Annotated in this window: 20 protein-coding genes; 6 read left to right on the top strand and 14 right to left on the bottom strand. The window is 45.1% G+C overall.

The features are described 5' to 3' along the window. Positions 1-97: 97 nt before the first annotated feature. Together yihA and ACED41_RS10015 are read left to right on the top strand one after the other, a co-directional pair. The gene (gene yihA, locus ACED41_RS10020) at positions 98-757 is read left to right on the top strand and encodes a ribosome biogenesis GTP-binding protein YihA/YsxC (RefSeq protein ID WP_017060162.1); all 660 of its coding nucleotides are present in this window, start codon (positions 98-100) and stop codon (positions 755-757) included. A 218-nt stretch (positions 758-975) separates the two neighbouring features. Further along, a complete protein-coding gene (locus tag ACED41_RS10015) occupies positions 976-1,575 on the top strand; it encodes a GTP-binding protein (RefSeq protein WP_102332592.1) in 600 nt (199 codons plus the stop codon). A gap of 507 nt (positions 1,576-2,082) precedes the next feature. Here ACED41_RS10015 and polA read toward each other — a convergent pair. The 3 genes from polA to hemB form a co-directional block, all read right to left on the bottom strand. Then, positions 2,083-4,881: a DNA polymerase I gene (gene polA, locus ACED41_RS10010; protein ID WP_371724902.1), complete on the bottom strand. Its 2,799-nt coding sequence runs from the start codon at positions 4,879-4,881 to the stop codon at positions 2,083-2,085. A gap of 679 nt (positions 4,882-5,560) precedes the next feature. Next, positions 5,561-5,995 carry a GNAT family N-acetyltransferase gene (locus tag ACED41_RS10005; protein WP_017063054.1) on the bottom strand — a complete coding sequence of 145 codons (435 nt, stop codon included), beginning with the start codon at positions 5,993-5,995 and terminating at the stop codon, positions 5,561-5,563. 76 nt (positions 5,996-6,071) lie between these two features. Next, the gene (hemB, locus tag ACED41_RS10000) at positions 6,072-7,115 is read right to left on the bottom strand and encodes a porphobilinogen synthase (RefSeq protein WP_371724901.1); all 1,044 of its coding nucleotides are present in this window, start codon (positions 7,113-7,115) and stop codon (positions 6,072-6,074) included. Positions 7,116-7,323: 208 nt separating this feature from the next. Here hemB and ACED41_RS09995 point away from each other — a divergent pair, with 208 nt between their 5' ends. Next, entirely contained in the window at positions 7,324-8,085 is a 762-nt protein-coding gene (locus ACED41_RS09995) for a TatD family hydrolase (RefSeq protein WP_017063053.1), read from the top strand. 288 nt (positions 8,086-8,373) lie between these two features. On the opposite strand, the gene tatC is transcribed toward ACED41_RS09995, so the two are convergent. The 7 genes from tatC to rmuC all read right to left on the bottom strand — a co-directional run bounded on the left by tatC (position 8,374) and on the right by rmuC (position 14,709). Then, a complete protein-coding gene (gene tatC, locus ACED41_RS09990; RefSeq protein WP_017060156.1) occupies positions 8,374-9,129 on the bottom strand; it encodes a twin-arginine translocase subunit TatC in 756 nt (251 codons plus the stop codon). A gap of 148 nt (positions 9,130-9,277) precedes the next feature. Further along, complete coding sequence (gene tatB, locus ACED41_RS09985) at positions 9,278-9,685, bottom strand: Sec-independent protein translocase protein TatB (protein WP_017060155.1); 408 nt, start codon at positions 9,683-9,685, stop codon at positions 9,278-9,280. A 3-nt stretch (positions 9,686-9,688) separates the two neighbouring features. Further along, positions 9,689-9,943: a Sec-independent protein translocase subunit TatA gene (gene tatA, locus ACED41_RS09980; RefSeq protein WP_017060154.1), complete on the bottom strand. Its 255-nt coding sequence runs from the start codon at positions 9,941-9,943 to the stop codon at positions 9,689-9,691. A gap of 53 nt (positions 9,944-9,996) precedes the next feature. Continuing rightward, positions 9,997-11,631: a ubiquinone biosynthesis regulatory protein kinase UbiB gene (gene ubiB / locus ACED41_RS09975; RefSeq protein ID WP_136977225.1), complete on the bottom strand. Its 1,635-nt coding sequence runs from the start codon at positions 11,629-11,631 to the stop codon at positions 9,997-9,999. Continuing rightward, positions 11,628-12,233 (bottom strand): SCP2 domain-containing protein, encoded by a 606-nt coding sequence (locus ACED41_RS09970; protein ID WP_017063051.1) that lies wholly within the window; start codon positions 12,231-12,233, stop codon positions 11,628-11,630. The genes ubiB and ACED41_RS09970 overlap by 4 nt, the downstream gene beginning before the upstream one ends. Positions 12,234-12,331: 98 nt before the next feature. Then, positions 12,332-13,111: a bifunctional demethylmenaquinone methyltransferase/2-methoxy-6-polyprenyl-1,4-benzoquinol methylase UbiE gene (gene ubiE / locus ACED41_RS09965; protein ID WP_371724911.1), complete on the bottom strand. Its 780-nt coding sequence runs from the start codon at positions 13,109-13,111 to the stop codon at positions 12,332-12,334. A 65-nt stretch (positions 13,112-13,176) separates the two neighbouring features. Beyond that, positions 13,177-14,709, bottom strand: a complete 1,533-nt coding sequence (gene rmuC / locus ACED41_RS09960) for a DNA recombination protein RmuC (RefSeq protein ID WP_171732309.1) — start codon at positions 14,707-14,709, stop codon at positions 13,177-13,179. 138 nt (positions 14,710-14,847) lie between these two features. Between rmuC and ACED41_RS09955 the strand changes: the two genes are divergently transcribed. Next, entirely contained in the window at positions 14,848-15,756 is a 909-nt protein-coding gene (locus ACED41_RS09955) for a DMT family transporter (RefSeq protein WP_108100385.1), read from the top strand. A 129-nt stretch (positions 15,757-15,885) separates the two neighbouring features. Here ACED41_RS09955 and ACED41_RS09950 read toward each other — a convergent pair whose 3' ends face one another. The 3 genes from ACED41_RS09950 to ftnA form a co-directional block, all read right to left on the bottom strand. Continuing rightward, positions 15,886-17,079: an NAD(P)/FAD-dependent oxidoreductase gene (locus tag ACED41_RS09950; RefSeq protein WP_371724900.1), complete on the bottom strand. Its 1,194-nt coding sequence runs from the start codon at positions 17,077-17,079 to the stop codon at positions 15,886-15,888. A gap of 250 nt (positions 17,080-17,329) precedes the next feature. Further along, positions 17,330-17,653 carry a universal stress protein UspB gene (gene uspB / locus ACED41_RS09945; RefSeq protein ID WP_371724899.1) on the bottom strand — a complete coding sequence of 108 codons (324 nt, stop codon included), beginning with the start codon at positions 17,651-17,653 and terminating at the stop codon, positions 17,330-17,332. A gap of 68 nt (positions 17,654-17,721) precedes the next feature. Beyond that, entirely contained in the window at positions 17,722-18,249 is a 528-nt protein-coding gene (gene ftnA / locus ACED41_RS09940) for a non-heme ferritin (protein ID WP_004735556.1), read from the bottom strand. A gap of 189 nt (positions 18,250-18,438) precedes the next feature. Between ftnA and uspA the strand changes: the two genes are divergently transcribed. Both uspA and ACED41_RS09930 read left to right on the top strand, forming a co-directional pair. Continuing rightward, positions 18,439-18,873 carry a universal stress protein UspA gene (uspA, locus tag ACED41_RS09935; RefSeq protein ID WP_004735555.1) on the top strand — a complete coding sequence of 145 codons (435 nt, stop codon included), beginning with the start codon at positions 18,439-18,441 and terminating at the stop codon, positions 18,871-18,873. A gap of 52 nt (positions 18,874-18,925) precedes the next feature. After that, entirely contained in the window at positions 18,926-19,804 is an 879-nt protein-coding gene (locus ACED41_RS09930) for a carboxylate/amino acid/amine transporter (protein ID WP_371724898.1), read from the top strand. Between the two features lie 112 nt (positions 19,805-19,916). Here the strand turns inward: ACED41_RS09930 and ACED41_RS09925 are convergent, their stop codons facing one another. After that, positions 19,917-20,507, bottom strand: coding sequence for a hypothetical protein (locus ACED41_RS09925; protein ID WP_017060147.1), 591 nt, complete (start codon positions 20,505-20,507; stop codon positions 19,917-19,919). Positions 20,508-20,605 lie beyond the last annotated feature (98 nt).

The raw sequence follows: 20,605 nt of genomic DNA, 5'->3' as shown, positions 1-20,605 counted from the left end.
ATGGTACAATAGGCGACCTTATGCCGAGCACGGTTATTTTACACAAATTCACAAAAAAGTAATCAATCGACTACACAAAGTCGAGATGGAGTTAACAGTGAGCGTAAAAATTCATTATCAAAACACGCATTTCATTACCAGTGCACCTGATATTCGTCATTTACCAGAAGACGAAGGGATCGAAATTGCGTTTGCAGGACGCTCCAATGCTGGTAAATCTAGCGCGCTAAATCGCGTTACAAACCAAAAAAGCTTGGCGAAAACCAGTAAAACACCCGGTCGAACTCAGCTAATCAACCTATTTAAGGTAACGGACGGTTGTCATATCGTCGATTTACCTGGATATGGCTTTGCTCAAGTACCACTTGAGATGAAGAAAAAATGGCAGAAGTCGCTAGGTGAATACCTACAACGACGTGAAAGCCTGAAAGGTTTAGTGGTATTGATGGATATCCGTCACCCAATGAAAGACCTTGACCAACAAATGATCTACTGGGCTATCGATAGCCGCATCCCAGTACAGGTTTTGTTAACAAAAGCAGACAAACTGAAAAGTGGTGCGCGTAAAGCACAGCTACTGAAAATCCGTAACGATGCAAAATCTTTCGGTGGTGATGTTGCGGTTGATGTCTTCTCTTCAATGAAGGGCATCGGCGTTGACCAACTGCGTGCCAAGATGGATGAGTGGTTTGCGCCTGCGCTTGCTGATCAAATCATTGATGAGTTAGCAGACGAAGAGCACAACGACTCAGAGTAGTTCCTCTACTTATCGCTATAGGTTAGAGCACTTACAACACGTGATTTAGCCTTATCAATGCCCCTCCTTATATAGGTGGGGTATTTTTTTGCCCAAAAATGAGTGAGTTAAGCATAAGTTTTTAGTGTTAAAAATCGGATTTAGCCACTAAAACCAATAGAAGTGAACCATACTAAAAGACACATCTAAATAATCAGAACAATGAGAAAGGAATACTCATGTGGAAAACACCATTGGCCATCATTGCACTTATGTTGGTCTCACTGACAGGGTTTGCCTCTGAAGCAGAACAAGAACAAGCCCCACTGATCAATGTCGATATGACCTTAGACCTAGATGGCATGGAAAAGTACGCCCAAGATGCGAGTGAGTCTCTTGAGGTGATATCGCAATCTTTGCAGGCGATAGTCAACAACCCCAACCTAAGCGACGACCAGCAACAAGCCCTCAATCAAACCGTTGAAAGCATCAATAAGCTTGCGAGCTCCACCAAGACATCACTCAATCAACTACCACAAGCCTTAGACCAATCTCGACTCGCCTTTAAACAAACCAGTCAAATGCTGTTGGATGATGTTCAGACCAAGATCATCATTGCGTTAGCGGCCGTTATCGCCGTCATTATTATCGCTTTGACCGCTATCTATCTGCTTATCCTGAAACCCATGCAGCAAACCTTGGTAAAAGCGACCAACAATATCTCTTCGATGGCACAATCCATCCAGATCACCGCCGAAGCACTGAAATACAGCACCGAGAAGCAACAGAAAATCATGGATTACATTGAGCATTCACCGACTCAATACACTGATAAATAAGGCGTGAGCCATCAATCCTTTATCGATAACTTGTAAAATAAAAGTTATTTCAAGTGATAAAACAATCGACTTAGAGACGGATTTAAATTACCAAAAGCTGATCGAATTCCAGATCTAAGGCAAATCAGGGGCTTATCACTGTGCTTGAGAAAGTGTAATAAAAGGCACTAAAAATGAGAGGTTTTACGGGGGAATGGTAGGTTGGAAATATTTTTCTTTCGCACAAGAAAAAACGCCCCAGTCAAATACTGACTGGGGCGGCTGAATCAGCCTAATCCAATAACGTGAAACAAAAGGTCTGAAAGATAGAACATCTTACCTCTGTACCCTACAAGATTTAATGTACAACAATTGCTCAGAAATGAAAACAATTTTTGTAGTTTTTTTTCATGAATGTTTTATTAAAACATCTAAGTTCTTTTCACAGCTTATCTTTATTCGAGACAAAAAAAAGCCAGTGTTTGTGCACTGGCTCATACTAATTTGCTTAATAAGGTCAAAAACTGATTAGTGGGCTTGATCCCAGTTATCACCGTGGCCAGCTTCCGCCACAAGCGGCACTTCTAGCTCTGCAGCGGATTCCATCAATTCTTGTACTTTACTTTCAATTTCGGCTAAAGCTGACTCTTCCACTTCAAACACCAATTCATCGTGTACCTGCATAAGCAGTTTTACACGACCATCGCCTTCGGCTTGAATCCACTCATCGACTAACAACATCGCTTTCTTGATGATATCTGCCGCTGTACCTTGCATTGGCGCGTTGATCGCTGCGCGTTCAGCCGCTTTACGACGCATAACATTACGAGATTGAATTTCAGGAAGGTGCAAACGACGGCCGTAAATGGTTTCAACGAAGCCTTGCTCTGAAGCAGCACTGCGCGTGTCTTCCATATACTGCATTACGCCAGGGTAACGTTCAAAGTAAGTGTCCATGTAGTGCTGTGCTTCCCCACGAGGAATACCCAGTTGCTTAGCCAAACCAAAAGCACTCATACCGTAGATAAGACCGAAGTTAACGGCTTTAGCACGACGACGCTGCTCAGTCGTTACCTGCTCAATATCAACACCAATGATCTCAGCAGCCGTTGCCGCGTGAATATCTTTGCCTTGTTGGAATGCTTCCAGAAGCGCTTTATCACCCGACAGGTGCGCCATGATACGCAATTCAATTTGAGAGTAATCGACCGCTAGAATCTTCCAGCCATGTTGTGCAACGAATGCTTGGCGGATACGACGACCTTCTTCATTACGAATTGGGATGTTCTGTAGGTTTGGATCTGTTGAAGACAAACGACCCGTTGCTGTCACCGCTTGGTGATAAGACGTATGAACACGACCCGTTTCAGCGTTGATCATCTTCGGCAGTTTATCTGTGTAGGTAGACTTGAGTTTCGCAAGGCCACGATACTCAATGATCAGCTTAGGTAGCGGGTAATCAAGAGCCAGCTCTTGCAGCACTTCTTCGTTGGTTGAAGGTGCACCTGATGGCGTTTTCTTGATAACAGGCAGACCCATTTTCTCAAACAGGATCGCTTGCAGCTGTTTTGGCGAGTTCATGTTGAACTCTTGCTCTGCAATCTCGTAGGCTTTCTGTTCTAGCTCATCCAATCGAACCGCAATCTCTTGCGATTGAGCGCCTAGCAGCATGTCATCGATGAATACGCCAGTGCGTTCAATGCGAGACATAACAGGGATCAGTGGTACTTCGATTTCTTCATAGATGGCTTTTAGCTTTTCATCTTGCTCAATATTTTCCATCAAACGGTTATGAAGACGTAAAGTCACGTCAGCATCTTCTGCCGCGTATGGAGACGCCTCACCCAGCTCAATCTGGTTGAAAGTAAGCTGCTTCTTACCTTTACCTGCGATTTGCTCAAATGAGATGCAGCTGTGCTGAAGGAAACGCAGCGCTAGGCTATCCATATCATGCTTGCCGCCAACGCTATTAAAAACATAAGACGCTAGCATGGTGTCGTGCTTGATGCCTTTCATCTCGATACCGTAGCGCGCTAAAACGCTCATATCGTACTTCAGGTTTTGACCGACTTTAGCCTGTGCGTCATCTTCAAGAATCGGCTTAAGCTGTTCAAGTACCCAATCACGGTCGAGTTGTTGAGGTGCATCTAGGTAATCATGGGCAACCGGTACGTAAGCGGCAACGCCTTCTTCGGTTGCGAATGATAGACCAACAAGGTTAGCCACCATGTAGTCCAAGCTATCCGTTTCAGTATCAAAGGCAAACACCTCTGACGCTTTCAGTTTCTCTAGCCACGCATTAAAAGAGGCTTCATCTAGGATGGTTTCGTAGTTGCTGCGATCAATCGTCACTGCAGAGGTGTTCATTTCTACAGTAGATGTAGTTGATGCCTCGCTGCTGCGCACTGCACCCGACTTCTCATCCGCCTCAACCACACCGCTGCCGCCTTCAAGTAGCTCGTTCAACCAAGATTTGAAGACCAGTTGACCGTATAGCTTAATCAGCTCATCCGTATTTGGTTGTGCTTTTACAAGCGACTCAGGTGTCTCTTCTAACTCGACGTCCAGTTTGATCGTTGCAAGCTCGTAAGACATCTCAGCGTTGTCTTTATTATCAATCAGCTTCTTAGCCATGGTTTTTGAACCACGGAAGCCAAGAGCGGCAATATCATCCAGGTTTTGATACAGCTTTTCGATGCTACCAATGCCTTGTAGTAGAGCAGTTGCTGTTTTGTCACCAACACCTGGAACGCCAGGAATGTTATCCACTTTATCGCCCATCAGTGCAAGGTAGTCGATAATCAGCTCAGGTGGGATGCCAAACTTCTCTATCACGCCTTCGCGATCCATAACCACGTTGGTCATGGTGTTGATCAAAGTAACGTTGTCATCAACCAGCTGCGCCATATCTTTATCGCCAGTACTGATCAAAACCGGCATGCCCGCTTTAGATGCTTGAGAAGCTAGCGTACCAATCACATCATCCGCTTCAACGCCTGGGATCGAGATAAGTGGTAGACCCATTGCGCGAATCACGTTGTGCAAAGGTTCGATCTGACAACGTAGATCATCCGGCATAGGTGGACGATTAGCCTTGTACTCTGGGTACATGTCATCACGGAACGTCTTTCCTTTTGCATCAAAAATAACCGCAATACGATCAGAAGCAAATTGACGCATCATGCTGCGCAGCATGTTAACTACACCGTAAACCGCGTTAGTCGGGATATCACCATTGCTCATGGTGCCAGGGTAAGCATGAAACGCGCGATATAGGTAAGAAGAGCCATCGATCAGAATCAATGGATTATCAGGAATACGAGCCATAATGTTTGTGTATCCAGTAAGTACAGAAATTATCTGTTAAGAATGCCACGTCTGTTGGTTGGATTCCACGTTGTCGATCTGTATCCGTTCACTCGGTTGTGTTCGTTATAATCGATTTGTTGTTATTTTTTGTTCTTAGACGCAAGCGTTCTGTGGATAACTCTGTTTATATTATTTATCCACCCTGTTGAGAACTACGGTGAACAACTCAAAAAACACCAATAAACAACTGAAAATAAAGAATAATTTTACAGATCGAACAGATGATCAACGATCTTTTCTCGATCTTGCGTTGTGGAAAAGAATGCTGATGGCGTTTTATTCATAAAAATACGTGCCACTAAATATGCATCTTGTTGAAATGGTAGGTATAAAAAAAGCGACACCCGAAGATGTCGCCTAGCAAAAACCGGTAAAGCCATTCAAATTGAATACCACAGCTTTACCTAAAAGCTATAAATTACACTGGAAGCAATGTGAGCAATGTCGTGTCAAAAAGAACTTAGTACAAGTTCGCGAGAATTCTGTTGGGTAACCAAGTAGATACTTGAGTACTTAACATCCTTGTGAACATTTCCTCATTCCCTAAGACGAAGTTAATAATAATGATTCTCATTTAATAGTCAACAATTAAATGATAATAAATCTCATTTGATTTATAAACCGTTAACAGCAGTGCTTAAATTTGCTTCAAAAAATGGATTCTATGGTCATTAATGTCTTCTTTTTCTTCAAATCTTTCGATTAGGTAACCGTTTCTCAATAACAGGCGCAACATTGCAGGGAACTGGTTACGAGACTTAACCTTTAACTGTCTGTAGCCCTGCTCTTTCGCCCACTGTTCCTGAACGTCTAATTGCGCCTGTGCAACGCCTTTGTTCCTCGCGAGCGGTGACACGCCACCAAACCAGCTGTAAAAAGTATCTTGATCCAATTCATAGCCGATCTTAAAGCCAAGCAACACGCCAGCTTCTTCAGCCACTAAGATAAGGCTCTTTTTCCCTGCCAGCCGCTCTGACAGAGAAGCGACACTCTCTTTTTTAGCGAACTCAGAGATCTGCTCGACCACAGACACCACTTCTTCTAAAGAACCTTCACGTACGACAACTGACATCTTATTCATCCTTATAAACGAAAGGGCTGGCACAATGGCCAACCCTTTACTGATCACTTAAGTGAGATCTACACGGTTACTTTTCTTTTAAATGCTCAGCAGCTTGTGCGTTATCTTCAGCAAGCCACTCTGCGACATCTTTAGCGAAGTAAGTAAGAATGCCATCAGCGCCAGCACGCTTAAAGCACAACAGTGATTCCATGACGGTTTCGCGCTCTTTCAGCCAGCCGTTTTGAATCGCCGCTTTGTGCATCGCGTATTCACCAGATACTTGGTAAGCAAACGTAGGCGCTTGCAGTTCGTGCTTAACACGACGAACAATATCAAGGTAAGGCATGCCTGGTTTCACCATCACCATGTCCGCACCTTCATTAAGATCCATCGCGACTTCATGAATCGCTTCATCGCTGTTGGCTGGATCCATCTGGTAGTTCTTCTTGTTACCACCTTTCAGGTTCGAAGCACTGCCAACTGCATCACGGAATGGGCCGTAGTAGCACGATGCATATTTTGCAGAGTACGCCATAATCTGAGTATTAATATGGCCCGCTTCTTCTAACGCTTCACGGATCTTACCAATGCGACCATCCATCATATCCGATGGGGCAACTACGTCAGCACCCGCTTCAGCGTGTGATAATGCTTGCTTGATCAAGACTTCAGTCGTCTCGTCATTCATCACGTAACCATCTTCATCGATGATGCCGTCTTGGCCGTGAGTGGTGAACGGGTCTAGTGCTACGTCAGTAATAACGCCAATGTTTGGCACATGCTCTTTTAGTAAACGTACAGCGCGCTGCACCAAACCTTCTGAGTTATGAGCTTCAGCTGCGCATAAACTTTTAGCATCTTGGTTCACGACTGGAAATAGAGCAATCGCAGGAACACCCAGCTTTGACAGGTAATCTGCTTCCTCAAGCATGTAGTCGATCGACAAGCGTTCAACACCTGGCATTGACTCGACAGGCTCGCGGCGGTCTTTACCCATCAGGATAAACATTGGGTAGATTAGATCATCCACAGACAATTGATTTTCTGCCATTAGGCGACGGCTAAAGTCGTGCTTACGCATACGGCGCATACGGCGACCTGGGAATTGACCTTGAATTGAAACAGACACTAGATTCTCCTTGCCTAGTCTAAGCACCGAAATACTTAGATATGAAAAGTGCTAAATACAGGCAAAAGCATATCACTGATGGCTCAGGACGCTAGCAGTAAAATATGAAACCCACTCAAAAATAGGGATAAATGGCAAAAAATGACCTTCTCCTCACACTGCCGTATACTCATGACAACTCAGTAAAGACCGCTTTCAGGACAAAACAATGATCGACACCCATGCTCATATTTACGCGAGCGAATTCGATGAAGACCGCGAACAAGTTGTGCAGCGCGCACTGGCTCAAGGGATTGATACCATTCTATTGCCGAACATCGATTTAGAATCTATCGAACCAATGTTAGCAACGGAAGCGCAGTTTCCTGATGTGTGCCGTTCAATGATGGGCTTACACCCTTGTTATGTGGATGCGAATATCGAGCAAACCCTCAAAACCATTCGAGCTTGGTTTGATAAGCATGACTTTATCGCCGTGGGTGAGATTGGTATCGACTTGTACTGGGATAAAACCTTCAAGGCTGAACAAGAGATGGCGTTTGTGACTCAACTGCAGTGGGCAAAAGAGCTTGATTTACCTGTGGTGATCCACACTCGTGATTCCATTGAAGAGACACTTGCCCTACTTCGTAAAGAACAAGATGGCAGCTTACGCGGGGTATTCCACTGCTTTGGTAGCAGCTTAGAGGAAGCTCAAGCGATCAACGAGCTAGGCTTTCATTTAGGTTTAGGCGGCGTTTCGACCTTTAAGAACTCTGGGATGGACAAGGTGATCCCACATCTCGATATGGATTACGTCATTCTAGAGACAGATTGCCCATACTTGGCACCAACACCGAATCGCGGTAAACGCAATGAACCAGCCTACACAGAATTAGTAGCAAAACGCATCGCCGAATTACGCGGAATTACCCTTGAAGAAGTCGAAAACATAACCACCAAAAATGCTAAGGCATTGTTTAATTTATGACAAATCTATTAATAAGTAATTATTACGGATTTTTCCTGAATTTATTTGAGAAAGCTAAGTGACATGTATAGTATCAACCACCTGCATATGGAGGTAGTTGATTATGTGTGACCATTCACAACACTTACAACGTCAACATCGAACCCTATGGCATAAAATTTTGGGCATCAAAGAGCTCTATATATGTCAGAACTGTGGCTATCAGTTAAAGATTCGATAAACAGACATAATAAAAAAGCGGCCCTAGGCCGCTTTTTTATTATGTGATTTTTACTGAAGCATTCCGAATCAAGATTCAGCTTCTTCCTCTTCATCCGCATCTGGCTTACGCGTATAAAAGCGTGCGAAAAACAGACCAATCTCAAACAGAATACACATTGGAATCGCCAACAGTGTTTGCGAGATCATATCTGGAGGTGTCAGCATCATACCGATGATGAAAGCACCCACCACAATGTAAGGACGCTTTTCAGACAGAGATTGAGGCGTTGTTGCCCCCGTCCAACACAACAAGATAATCGCAACAGGCACTTCAAAGGCAATACCAAAAGCAAAGAACAGCGCGAGTACAAAATCAAGATAGCTTGAGATGTCGGTTGCGAACTCTACTCCCCCTAATGATATGGCCGTAAAAAAGCCAAATACCAACGGGAATACAATAAAGTAAGCGAACGCCACACCACAGTAAAACAGCAATGAACTTGAAGCCAATAGCGGCATGATCAAGCGTTTTTCATGCTTGTATAAACCCGGAGCAACAAAAGCCCACACCTGATACAAAATAAACGGAACCGCGAGGAATATAGACGCGATCAAGGTTAATTTCAGCGGTGTGAAAAATGGCGATGCAACATCGGTTGCGATCATCGTCGCCCCTTCCGGTAGACGATCTACCAAAGGTGCTGATACGAATTCATAAATATCATTAGCAAAATAAATTAGCCCGACAAATATCACTAGCACCGCGACAATCGCACGTAGTAGGCGATTACGTAGTTCTAGAAGGTGGCTAATTAAAGGCTGTGTCTGCTCAGTCGAAGACATGTCAAACCTCTTAAACAGGAAGATCGAAAAGGAGCCGCGCGTGTATCTATCCAGTTGAATTGGTATCCACTTGAATAGTTATTTACTTGAATAGATATCTATTTAAACATCTAGCGAATCAAGTATCCGGCGACTCCTCCTTGCGAGACTATTCGGCTTTCTTATCTGACGGTGCTGAAGCTTCGCTGTTGACCTGAATGGTTTCAGATTCCACAGTTTCCATGACACTAGGTTTAGTCTCACTTGGCTTATCAGACTCAGGCTTAGCATACGGACGTTGAACCTCAGCAGCGGCCTGCTTGAGTTCATCGACTGACGCTTTAAGGTCTGGAGATAAATCTTCCATACCCATTTTTTCCGCCTTGCGTAGGTTTTCTTGCAGCTCTTGCACCTTAAGCTCATGAGAAAGTTCATCTTTCACACTGTTTGCCATGCTTTTCGCTTGTCCAACAAACTTGGAAATACTGCGAATCGCCACGGGCAAACGCTCAGGCCCTAAAACCACTAACCCAACGACAGATATTAATACCAGTTCCCAAAAACCGATATCAAACACGATTTACGCCTGCTCTTTGTCTTTCTTTGTTTCAGCAGTTGTTTCAGCGTGAGCTTCTGTCTTCTGCTGTTCAATATTCTTTGGTTCGAAGTCTGCATCTTTCTTATCTGCAGGCTTGTCTTCATCGCTCATCGCTTTTTTGAAGCCTTTAACCGCTGAACCTAAGTCACCACCCATACCGCGCAGTTTCTTTGTTCCGAATAGCAAAATTACAATTACAGCAATGATTAGAAGTTGCCAAATACTGATACCACCCATTGTCATTGTCCTCGGGTCTGTCTACACATAAAAATATTAAGAGAGTCTACTGTCTAACGACGGTAAGCTCGCCAACTAAGCAACCAAAATGTGACACCTGCGATGCCACAGCCCATAGATAGCTGCTCATAAGGGCTTGAAACTAATATTGCGGAGCATACGACTAAAGTGGCTCCAACGCCAAACAAAAACTTTCCAGTTGCTTGCTGACGCTTACTATCTCGGTAACCTTGATAAAGCTGATCCATTCTGTGGTTCATCGCTTTACCTTGGCGCAAGCTGTCATAAAGTAGCTCTGGCAGCTCTGGCAGTTTTTCTGCCCAGAATGGCGCACGCTCTTTTACTGCGTTGATCACAGCTTGCGGCCCCACCTGATTCATCATCCAGGTTTCAAGGAAAGGCTTCGCCGTTGCCCACAAATCAAGTTGCGGATACAGCTGACGGCCTAGGCCTTCGACATACAACAAGGTCTTTTGCAGAAGCACCAACTGAGGTTGAACCTCCATGTTGAAACGTCTTGCTGTATTAAATAAGTTTAGCAACACATGGCCAAATGAGATCTCGCCAAGTGGTTTTGCAAAGATTGGCTCACACACCATACGGATCGCGAACTCAAAATCATTGACGTTAGTGTCGTGTGGCACCCACCCCGAATCAACGTGTAGCTCAGCAACTTTACGGTAATCTCGATTGAAGAAAGCCAACAAGTTCTCTGCTAAATAGCGCTTATCTTCGCTATTGAGCGTACCAACAATGCCACAATCCAAACCAATCCACTGAGGGTTATCTGGATTCTCTGGGTTAACAAATACGTTGCCCGGGTGCATGTCTGCATGGAAAAAGCTATCTCGGAATACTTGGGTGAAGAATACCGTCACACCGCGTTCCGCGAGCAATTTCATGTTGGTGCCGTTGGCTTCTAGCGTCTCAATATCGGAGACTTGAATACCATAGATTCGCTCTGACACCATCAGGGTTTCGCTGCTTAGATCAGGGATAACCTCTGGAACATACAGCTCTTCACTGCCTTCAAAATTACGTCGCAGTTGAATGGCATTGGCCGCCTCACGGCGCAGGTCGAGTTCATCAAGTAACGTTTTCTCGTACTCGTGAACCACTTCAACCGGTTTCAAACGACGTGCTTCAGGAAGCGACTTAGCGACTATACGCGCCATTCGGTGCATCAGTTTTAGATCTGCGTCAATCACCGGGCGAATATCAGGTCGAATTACCTTCAGAACAATCTCACGACCGCTCTCTTTAAGCTTTGCGGTATGCACCTGAGCGATAGAAGCAGAAGCCAGTGGCTCGATATCAAAGTCGGTAAACCAGTTGTCTAAACAGCCACCCAACGCCTTTTCCATATCTTGCTTCGCCAGTTGACCATCAAACGGCGCAACTTGGTCTTGCAACAACGCCAACTGATCGGCGATATGAGGAGGGAACAGATCACGACGTGTCGACATCATCTGTCCAAACTTGATCCACACTGGACCAAGTTCTTGCAGCGCAAGGCGCAAGCGATGACCCAACTCTTTATCTTGATGCTTGTTCTTAAGCCAAAACAGTGACTTTCGCGCCAACAAAGGAGCTTTAGTCAGTTGGTGTTCCGGCATCAACTCATCAAGGCCGTATTCCAACTGTACCTTGATAATATGATAAAGACGTTTCAGTTCTGCTGGGGTCATGCTTTCTCCAACAGAGCGTTCAACTTAGCTTCAAGACGAGCAGCAGAGCTTTTTACGTCATCAACTTGGTCGCAAAAATGCGCGACTTCTAACGGTGCTGGTGCGATCTTCCACTCTTCAGTCAGAACTTGAGCAACATGGTTTTGATGCTTAGTCGCCTGTTTTGCTACAAAGCCACCGACGTTTTTAACGCCTTGCACCAAGGTATGCGCAACCACATCACCCGTCACACGCGATAACCACTCTTCCAAATCAGGCTTGCAGTCTGTCATCAGTTGAGCAAATTTCTGAGCCAGTTGAATATCACCCTCTAAGATCAACTTATCTTGCTTGATCAGCTTGGTGATGTTCGATTGCTCACGCAGTTCAGGCAGTACCGATAGGTTCAAAGATAGGTAGCAATCAGGCTGCCCTTCGTATTCCGACAACACATCAATCTGTTGGCTGAAAACGAAAGTGAGTGTTTTATTCAACTCTTTCAAATTGACTTGAATGATCTGCCCCTTTAAACGAGACAAACGACGAACCAAGGCGGGATCATCGTTCACGAAAGTATTTAAAGAGGTTTCAATAACCGCGGTGACCAATGGATCAAATGGCATGACTGTCCTTACCTTTGAAAACGGATAAGCCTTAACCTATCCGTTCTGTCTTTATTCTTATTGTTTAGCACGCCCTAAGAGCCTACTACCAAGTTCGACTAGAACTTGTAACCACGGTGCAGCGCTACAATGCCGCCCGTTAGGTTGAAGTATTTCGTATTTTCAAAACCCGCTTCTTGCATCATACCTTCCAAAGTCTCTTGATTTGGGTGCATACGAATAGATTCTGCAAGGTAACGGTAGCTGTCTGCATCGTTAGCAATCAACTCACCCATTTTTGGCAACAGGTGGAAAGAGTATGCGTCGTAAACCTTTGATAGTGGCTCAAGCACTGGCTTAGAAAACTCAAGAACCAACAGACGGCCACCCGGCTTAAGTACGCGGTACATAGAACGCAGCGCTTGGTCTTTATCGGTTACGTTACGCAGACAGAAGCTGATCGTAATGCAATCGAAGTAGTTATCTGGGAATGGCAACTCTTCAGCGTTCGCTTGTACGTAGTGTACGTTGCCAACAATGCCGCTATCACGCAGCTTATCACGGCCAACATTCAGCATTGAGTTGTTGATATCAGCAAGAACCACGTGGCCTTTTTCACCAACGATACGCGAGAATTTCGCAGTAAGGTCGCCAGTACCACCACCAAGATCTAGGATACGCTGACCAGGGCGAACGCCACTGCAATCAATCGTGAATCGCTTCCACAAGCGGTGAACACCACCCGACATTAAGTCATTCATGATGTCGTATTTAGAGGCTACAGAGTGAAATACCTCTGCTACTTTCGCGACTTTTTCGTCTTTCGCGACTGTTTCGAAACCAAAGTGTGTGGTTTCTGACTCTACTGCTGAATTTGTCTGCACGCTTGTGTCCATAATGCTGTTATCTACCATGGTAAGTTCTCATCGACAGCACGCTCCGTGTTTAGAGGCGCTGCGGCCGATTAGTTTACTTTATCCTCAGCGGGTTGTCTTTCTACTAAGGAGGCATTTTCTGAAAAAGCCTCATTTTGCGCCATTTCGGCCAAACCAATCGAGATCGGTTTCTTCACTTCAACACCCAATTGCTTGAAGCTTTCGGCCTGACGAATCACGTTGCCTCGCCCTGTGACTAGCTTATTCATCGCCCCTTGATAACTTTGGTTTGCTCTATCAAGTGAGCTGCCAAGGCCTTCCATATCATCAACAAACAGACGCAGCTTGTCGTAAAGCTTGCTCGCACGTTCTGCGATGACTTGAGCGTTCTGGTTCTGTCTTTCATTACGCCACAGGTTATCAATGGTACGCAGTGCCACCAGCAAGGTCGTTGGGCTGACCAAGATGATATTTTGCTCCATCGCGTCTTTCACCAAGCTAGGGTCGGCTTGAATAGCGACTTGGAATGCTGGCTCAACCGGGATAAACATCAACACGTAATCCAAGCTTTGGATGCCTTTGAGCTGATGATAATCTTTCTGGCTCAAACCTTTGATGTGCGCTCTTAACGACACCAAGTGATCACGCAATGCAGCATCACGCTGCTGGTCGGTTTCGGCATTGAAGTAGCGTTCAAATGCCACCAGCGCCATTTTGGAATCGACCACCACTTGCTTATCTTGTGGCAGATGCACAATCACATCCGGTTGATAACGCTTGCCCGCATCGTTTTGCAGGTTCACTTGCGTTTGGTATTCGTGGCCTTCGCGCAGTCCTGATTCAGCAAGCACGCGAGCCAGCACCACCTCGCCCCAGTTACCTTGTTGTTTGTTGTCACCCTTTAGCGCTTGAGTCAGGTTCACCGCTTCACGCGTCATACTCTCATTAAGACGCTGCAGGTTTTTAAGCTCATGCACCAAAGTATGACGCTCTTTGGCTTCTTGGCTGAAGCTGTCGTTCACTTGTTTCTTAAAGCCTTCCAACTGCTCTCTTAGTGGAGACAACAAACCTTCTAGGCTCTGCTTATTCTGCTGATCGACCTTGGCGGTTTTGGTTTCAAACAGTTGGTTCGCTAACAATTCAAACTGCTGCTTAAGTCGTGATTCAGCTTGCTCTAGCAACTGCAGCTTTTCGCTATTGGCGAGGTTTTCTTGGTCATGCCTTGCTTCTTGCTCGCGCAGCTCGGCTTCTAATTCAGACTTATGATCTTTAAGCACATTGATCTCATCAGCGTACTGCTGGCGCTCTTGCTTTACCGCCTCAAAGTAGCGCAGTTTTTCCATTGCAGCCATCACCTTACCGTGCGCCTGCTTGAGCTCGAATGCCGCTTTGTCTCGGTCATCATCTAACTCATCGAGCTCTTGTTGCGCCTCTGCGAGTGATGCTTTGAGCTGAGCTTGCTGAGATTCATGCAACAAACGATCGGACTCTAGCTGCTGCTCGAGCAATCGCTGCTGAAAAGAGAGCTTCTGTTTAATCCACCAACCCACGACACCGCCGCTGACGAGCGCGCCAGAAATTGCAGCAATAAGCGTTGCCTGATGTTCGATAATCCATTGCATGATAATGATTTAGCCTAATTGGAAGTAACTCATTAAATGGTATTTTGATACTGGATAAATGTCCAGTTTGCCGTATTAAATTTCGACAGATAGACTAGGCGCTCCGTATTCTGTCCCATCAAATTAGAATGAGTTGCTATGAACGAACGTCGTGCCTTGGGCTTTGGCCTTTCCGCGGTATTACTGTGGTCAACAGTTGCTACTGCTTTTAAGCTGACCCTTGCTGAGTTTTCACCGATTCAAATGCTGACCATTGCCAGCATAGTGTCATCGATGGCACTGATCGCCATCTGCGCCTTTCAAGGCAAGCTTTCTCAGCTGAGTACTACGTTCCTTTCAAACCCTTGGTATTACCTACTGCTCGGCTTGGTCAATCCACTGGCCTACTACCTGATTCTATTCAAAGCATACGACCTATTGCCTGCATCTCAAGCGCAGGCCATTAACTACAGCTGGGCAATCACGCTAACCTTGATGGCGGCGGTTTTTCTCGGACAAAAGATTCGTAAGCAAGATTGGATTGCTTGTACCTTCAGTTATGCGGGTGTGGTGGTCATTGCCACCAAAGGCGATGTGCTAGGAATGCAGTTCGATAGCCCACTCGGTGTGGCTCTGGCGCTACTTTCAACCTTGCTTTGGGCGGGATACTGGATTCTAAACACCAAAAACAAGGCTGACCCTGTGATTGGCGTATTGCTTGGTTTCTTAGTGGCATTGCCCTTCGCGATCGGTTTAACCCTTTACGAAGGCGAGAGCTTTAGCCAAATCACAGCAAAAGGTTGGATGGCTGTGACTTACGTAGGCCTGTTTGAGATGGGCATTACCTTTGTCTTGTGGCTCTCGGCATTAAAACTGACCAACAACACGGCACGTATCAGCAACCTGATTTTTGCGTCACCGTTTATCTCGTTGATGCTACTTTCGACCATCATTGGTGAAGATATTCACCCAGCGACCCTGTTTGGCTTGGTACTGATCATTGCCGGCCTTGTTATCCAGCAGATCAAATGGGGAAAGAAGAAAAACAACCTCAGCCCTGAAAGTTAATGCCCAGAAAGATTAGGATTATCGCACTACGCGACTTCCCGAATTATCAACGATAACAAGCTTTGAATACAAAAATGGCGAGTCGTATGACTCGCCATTTTTATGTCATTTAAAATCTAATGGGTAAGCTTAAACCCACTGGCCTGCTGCAAAGCCAGAGCTCCAGCACCATTGGAAGTTATATCCTCCTAACCAACCTGTTACGTCCATTACTTCACCGATGAAGTAGAGGCCAGAAACCGTCTTACATTCCATGGTTTTTGAAGATAGATGATTGGTGTCCACACCGCCTAGAGTCACTTCCGCTGTTCGGTAACCTTCGGTGCCGTTTGGCGCGATTTTCCAGTTCTCTAGATGCTCTACAATGTCATTCAGCTGTTTTTCATTGAACTGCTTGAGCGGCTTGTCTTCAAGCTCTTTGCGGTCAATCAGTACTTCTACAAAACGCTTTGGTAATGCTTTCGCTAAGGTGTTTTTCAGGCTCTGATTTGGGTGTTTCTCTCGAGAGTTTTCAAGTAGTTCAGCAACGTCCACTTCTGGTACTAGATTAATCGAAACCGATTGACCCGCTTTCCAGAACGAAGAAATTTGCAATACCGAAGGACCAGATAAGCCGCGGTGGGTAAACAGCAACGCTTCTTTGAATAAGGTGCCGTCTTGCGCGGTGATCTCGGCAGGAATCGCGATTCCTGAAAGCTCAGCAAAGGCTTCTTTGTCTTCTTTATGCAGAGTAAATGGCACCAAACCCGCAGTAGTCGGCATCACAGACAAACCAAACTGCTCGGCAATCTTATAGCCAAATGGCGTCGCGCCTAGTTTCGGCATCGATAAACCGCCCGTCGCCACAACCAGTGAGTCACACTCAACTTCGTCGGTATTAAGGTGCATCTTGAAGCCAGCGTCTGTTTTTTCGATGGAGTGAACATCACAACGGTAGCGTTGTTCTACTTTCGCCTGCTTACACTCGTCAAGCAGCATGCTCACGATATCTTTTGCTGTGTGGTCATTCACACAGAACAACTGGCCGTGATCACGCTCTTCGAACTCAATACCGTACTTGCTCACCATCGAGATAAAATCCCAGTTGGTGTATTGAGATAAAGCTGACTTCACGAAGTGAGGGTTGTTACACAGGAAGTTGTTGGCTGAAACATCATAGTTAGTGAAGTTACAACGACCGCCACCTGAGATTAAAATTTTTCTGCCTGGTTTCTTTGCATGATCAACCACCAGCACTCGTCGGCCGCGTTTACCCGCTTCCGCAGCACACATTAAGCCCGCGGCGCCCGCACCAATTACGATTACATCAAACTTTTCACTCATTGGGGTTCTGCTTTCTTCACTTTTGCACCTCGAGTACGCCCTGTTCTCGAAATGCCATCAATAAAAAAGGATGTGCATAAACAGCACATCCTTACTAATTGCTCGCTATTCTAGCGGCAATTTTAAACTTTGCAATTGATGTTCAATTGTACAATTTGCAGACAGCAGCAAAACCACTACTTGGCTTAGCGAACCAACAACCGAAGCTTTACACCAAAACCTAAACTCTACTTCACACGTACTAAATAACTTAGACGATGAAAGAAGACAGCAAGGTTACACCTAGCAGAGCGGAAGAGAGTATGAATAACTGTCTTACGCGATCGCACTTCGAAGTAAAAACTTCGTCATGATGTTGGTGATACTCTTTGCTTTTGATGTAACTGAACAGGCGAACCTGTTTGGTCATATTGCCATGGGTTGTGAAAAAACCGCCTCCGTCTACTTGTTGATAAAGTAGAGGATGCGCTTCTCGCATAATATAAATGAGCGTTCTTAGCGCAGTAAAATAACGCGCCCAGTTCACGCAAGTCACAACCATTAGTGCAAATAGAATAGTGTCGCCGCTGATCATCCTTTCCTCCCTACATCTTCATAAGAAAACTCAAAAGAAAAAGATAATCAGTGTCTTTTTCGTACTACCTAAACGGCAGGAGCTTCCATAATTGAAGATGAACCATCTTTTGCCAATTGCGCTAGGTCTTTATCAATAAAGAACAGTGCTTTACCGTCTTCACCAACAAGTTCTAGCTTATCCAATACACCTTTAAACAACTTCTCTTCTTCGTGTTGCTCTGCAACGTACCATTGCAGGAAGTTAAAGGTTGAGTAGTCTTGTGTGCTGAAAGCAACGTGAGCCAGTTTGTTGATCTTTTGAGTAATCATTTGCTCATGTTCATAAGTTTCACGGAACACAGCACCAAGGCTATCAAATTCATGTTTTGGCGCTTCAATCGCACCTAGAATTGGCATTGCACCTGTTTCACTTACGTAAGTGAAAAGACGCTGCATATGTTCCATTTCTTCTACTGCATGAACACGCAGAAACTCTGCTGCACCTTCAAATCCTTTGTCTTCACACCAAGCACTCATTTGTAAGTATAGATTGGATGAGAAAAATTCTAGGTTAATTTGATCATTCAGTTGCTCAACCATAGTTTTTGACAGCATTTAAGACTCCTAATTACATCCTCAATTTTCTCTACTATATCACTATTTAATGAATATCTCGCAGGCCATTAGTTAACCAATATTTCGAGCTGTCATTACGCAAGACAGTGGATATGAGATCACTTCAGCAAAAAAAGCCATCGCATAGTGCTAATCTTAAATCAGACAATGAATAAAGGAGGTAGCGATATGAGTTACAAACATATTTTGGTCGCGGTCGATTTATCAGAAGACAGCAAATTAATTGTGGATAAAGCGGTAGCATTGGCTAAGCCATTGGAAGCCAAAGTCTCTTTTATCCATATCGATATTAACTACGCGGAGCTGTATACCGGCCTGATTGATATCAACATGGCAGAAACCCAACATAACGCGATGGAAGCATCTCGAGTTCAGCTGCAAAATTTTGCTGAGCATGCTCAATACCCAATCACCCATACCTTAGTGGGCAGTGGCGATTTGAGTCATGAGCTGTGTGACACCATCAACGAGTTTAATGTTGATTTAGTGGTTTGTGGTCACCATCAAGATTTCTGGAGCAAGCTACTTTCTTCAACACGACAACTGATCAACGCCTCTCCGGTTGATATGCTGGTCGTGCCTCTAAGAGATTCAGAAGACTAATGAATTAAGGTTAGGTAACATACAGCTCATATCTTATTAACGAAGTTTTACTATGAGCTATTTAGCTGGTGTTACCCTCCTATGGGCCTTCTCCTTTAGCCTGATCGGCGTTTACCTTGCGGGTCAGGTTGATGCTTGGTTCTCTGTTTTAATGCGTGTTGCCCTTGCCGGCGTCGTATTTCTTCCTTTCCTAAAGTTTCGCGGCGTATCGCGTAAGCTGATCGCTAAATTGATGGCAATTGGTGGTATCCAGCTTGGCCTGATGTACTGCTTCTACTATCAATCTTTCTTACTGCTATCCGTTCCTGAAGTCCTTTTGTTTACCGTTTTCACGCCAATTTACGTCACGCTTATTTATGACTTTCTCAAAGGGCAATTCTCTCCGTGGTACCTAGTGACAGCGGCAATTGCGGTATTGGGCGCGGTATTCATTAAGTTCGCAGGTATTAACGAAAACTTTTTAGTCGGCTTCCTCGTCGTGCAAGGCGCGAACCTGTGCTTTGCTATTGGTCAGGTGGGCTACAAGGTGGTGATGGAGAAGGAATCGACCGAGTTGCCTCAGCGAACCGTATTTGGTTACTTCTACTTAGGGGCGCTATGCGTCGCTTCCGTTGCTTTCATGCTACTAGGCAACCCAGAGAAACTGCCCACCACCACACTTCAATGGGGAATCCTGATCTACCTTGGCTTGATTGCGTCGGGGCTGGGTTACTTTATGTGGAATAAAGGCGCGTGCATGGTGAATGCTGGCGCGCTGGCAGTGATGAACAATGCCTTGGTTCCTGCTGGTCTGGTGGTGAATATCCTGATTTGGAACAGAGATGTCGATTTGGTTCGCTTGTCTATTGGTGGCGCCGTTATCTTATTCTCTTTATTCGTCAATGAGACGTGGGTGAAGAAGCGCGTAGCAAGATCCGCAAGCAACGCTTAGCTGATTTGAACGAGCTACATGAGTCAGCTCGGATAACCCCAAAAAGCAAAAGAGCGACCTAAGGTCGCTCTTTTTAAATCATCGCTGTAGCAATAAACCATTCAAATCAACTTCAGTGAATTTGATTGTGGCTCACTACCTGAGTCTTGGTTTCAGTGAAGGCAACATCATCAAGTTGTAGGTTGATTCGTTCCAATTCACTTTCCAGCTTCTGACTTTTCTTAAACAGCTTTTGCTGCTTCTTAATCATCTTCGCCAGTTTCTTATTGTACTTCTCTTGTTTCTTAGCCGCTTTCTTCGCTTGTTTGAGTTCAGCTTTCTCATCACCGCTCGCCTTCGCCATCAGTTTTTTCAGCTTGGCTTTTTTCTGTGCGGCTTCTTTTTTGGCAAGCTCAGGGGCCATATCAGCGGCGGCTGGATCGAACATTTGTACGCTCGGTTCAATTGCCTCGTTGATTTCCGCAAGCGACAGTTCTGGTGCAGGTAATGTTTCCGCTAGCAGGCCGCATGCGACTTTCTCTTCAACGGGTTTGTTTTGACAACCAAGAGGTGGAATTGCGGTGGGTTTGCATAGATTCGCTTGATCCGCCGAAGAACGCGCACAAGAACGACACACGAACTTAGGTTCAGTCACCAAGCTGTGGATCTCGCCCAAGTGTTCGGTGATATCTCGACGGTTTAACTTACAAAAGCGTTTAGCCATGCTTCAACTCCAGCTAAGAATAATAATGATTCTTAGTTAGATATACATCTGTAACGCGACTATCGCAAGTGTTAACTGACAATTTATCGTATTTATGA

The sequence above is a fragment of the Vibrio sp. 1F255 genome, assembly GCF_041439145.1.
GTDB lineage: Bacteria > Pseudomonadota > Gammaproteobacteria > Enterobacterales > Vibrionaceae > Vibrio > Vibrio crassostreae_C.
Note: the sequence above shows the minus strand (reverse complement) of the source record. Positions and strands in the feature narration are given on the sequence as shown.

Excerpts from the sequence above, each read along its gene's own strand:
- ACED41_RS10015 (WP_102332592.1), top strand. The coding sequence starts at position 976 with ATGTGGAAAACACCATTGGCCATCATTGCACTTATGTTGGTCTCACTG.
- polA (WP_371724902.1), bottom strand. The coding sequence starts at position 4,881 with ATGGCTCGTATTCCTGATAATCCATTGATTCTGATCGATGGCTCTTCT.
- ACED41_RS10005 (WP_017063054.1), bottom strand. The coding sequence starts at position 5,995 with ATGTCAGTTGTCGTACGTGAAGGTTCTTTAGAAGAAGTGGTGTCTGTG.
- ACED41_RS09995 (WP_017063053.1), top strand. The coding sequence starts at position 7,324 with ATGATCGACACCCATGCTCATATTTACGCGAGCGAATTCGATGAAGAC.
- tatC (WP_017060156.1), bottom strand. The coding sequence starts at position 9,129 with ATGTCTTCGACTGAGCAGACACAGCCTTTAATTAGCCACCTTCTAGAA.
- tatA (WP_017060154.1), bottom strand. The coding sequence starts at position 9,943 with ATGGGTGGTATCAGTATTTGGCAACTTCTAATCATTGCTGTAATTGTA.
- ubiB (WP_136977225.1), bottom strand. The coding sequence starts at position 11,631 with ATGACCCCAGCAGAACTGAAACGTCTTTATCATATTATCAAGGTACAG.
- ACED41_RS09970 (WP_017063051.1), bottom strand. The coding sequence starts at position 12,233 with ATGCCATTTGATCCATTGGTCACCGCGGTTATTGAAACCTCTTTAAAT.
- rmuC (WP_171732309.1), bottom strand. The coding sequence starts at position 14,709 with ATGCAATGGATTATCGAACATCAGGCAACGCTTATTGCTGCAATTTCT.
- ACED41_RS09955 (WP_108100385.1), top strand. The coding sequence starts at position 14,848 with ATGAACGAACGTCGTGCCTTGGGCTTTGGCCTTTCCGCGGTATTACTG.
- ACED41_RS09950 (WP_371724900.1), bottom strand. The coding sequence starts at position 17,079 with ATGAGTGAAAAGTTTGATGTAATCGTAATTGGTGCGGGCGCCGCGGGC.
- uspB (WP_371724899.1), bottom strand. The coding sequence starts at position 17,653 with ATGATCAGCGGCGACACTATTCTATTTGCACTAATGGTTGTGACTTGC.
- ftnA (WP_004735556.1), bottom strand. The coding sequence starts at position 18,249 with ATGCTGTCAAAAACTATGGTTGAGCAACTGAATGATCAAATTAACCTA.
- uspA (WP_004735555.1), top strand. The coding sequence starts at position 18,439 with ATGAGTTACAAACATATTTTGGTCGCGGTCGATTTATCAGAAGACAGC.
- ACED41_RS09930 (WP_371724898.1), top strand. The coding sequence starts at position 18,926 with ATGAGCTATTTAGCTGGTGTTACCCTCCTATGGGCCTTCTCCTTTAGC.
- ACED41_RS09925 (WP_017060147.1), bottom strand. The coding sequence starts at position 20,507 with ATGGCTAAACGCTTTTGTAAGTTAAACCGTCGAGATATCACCGAACAC.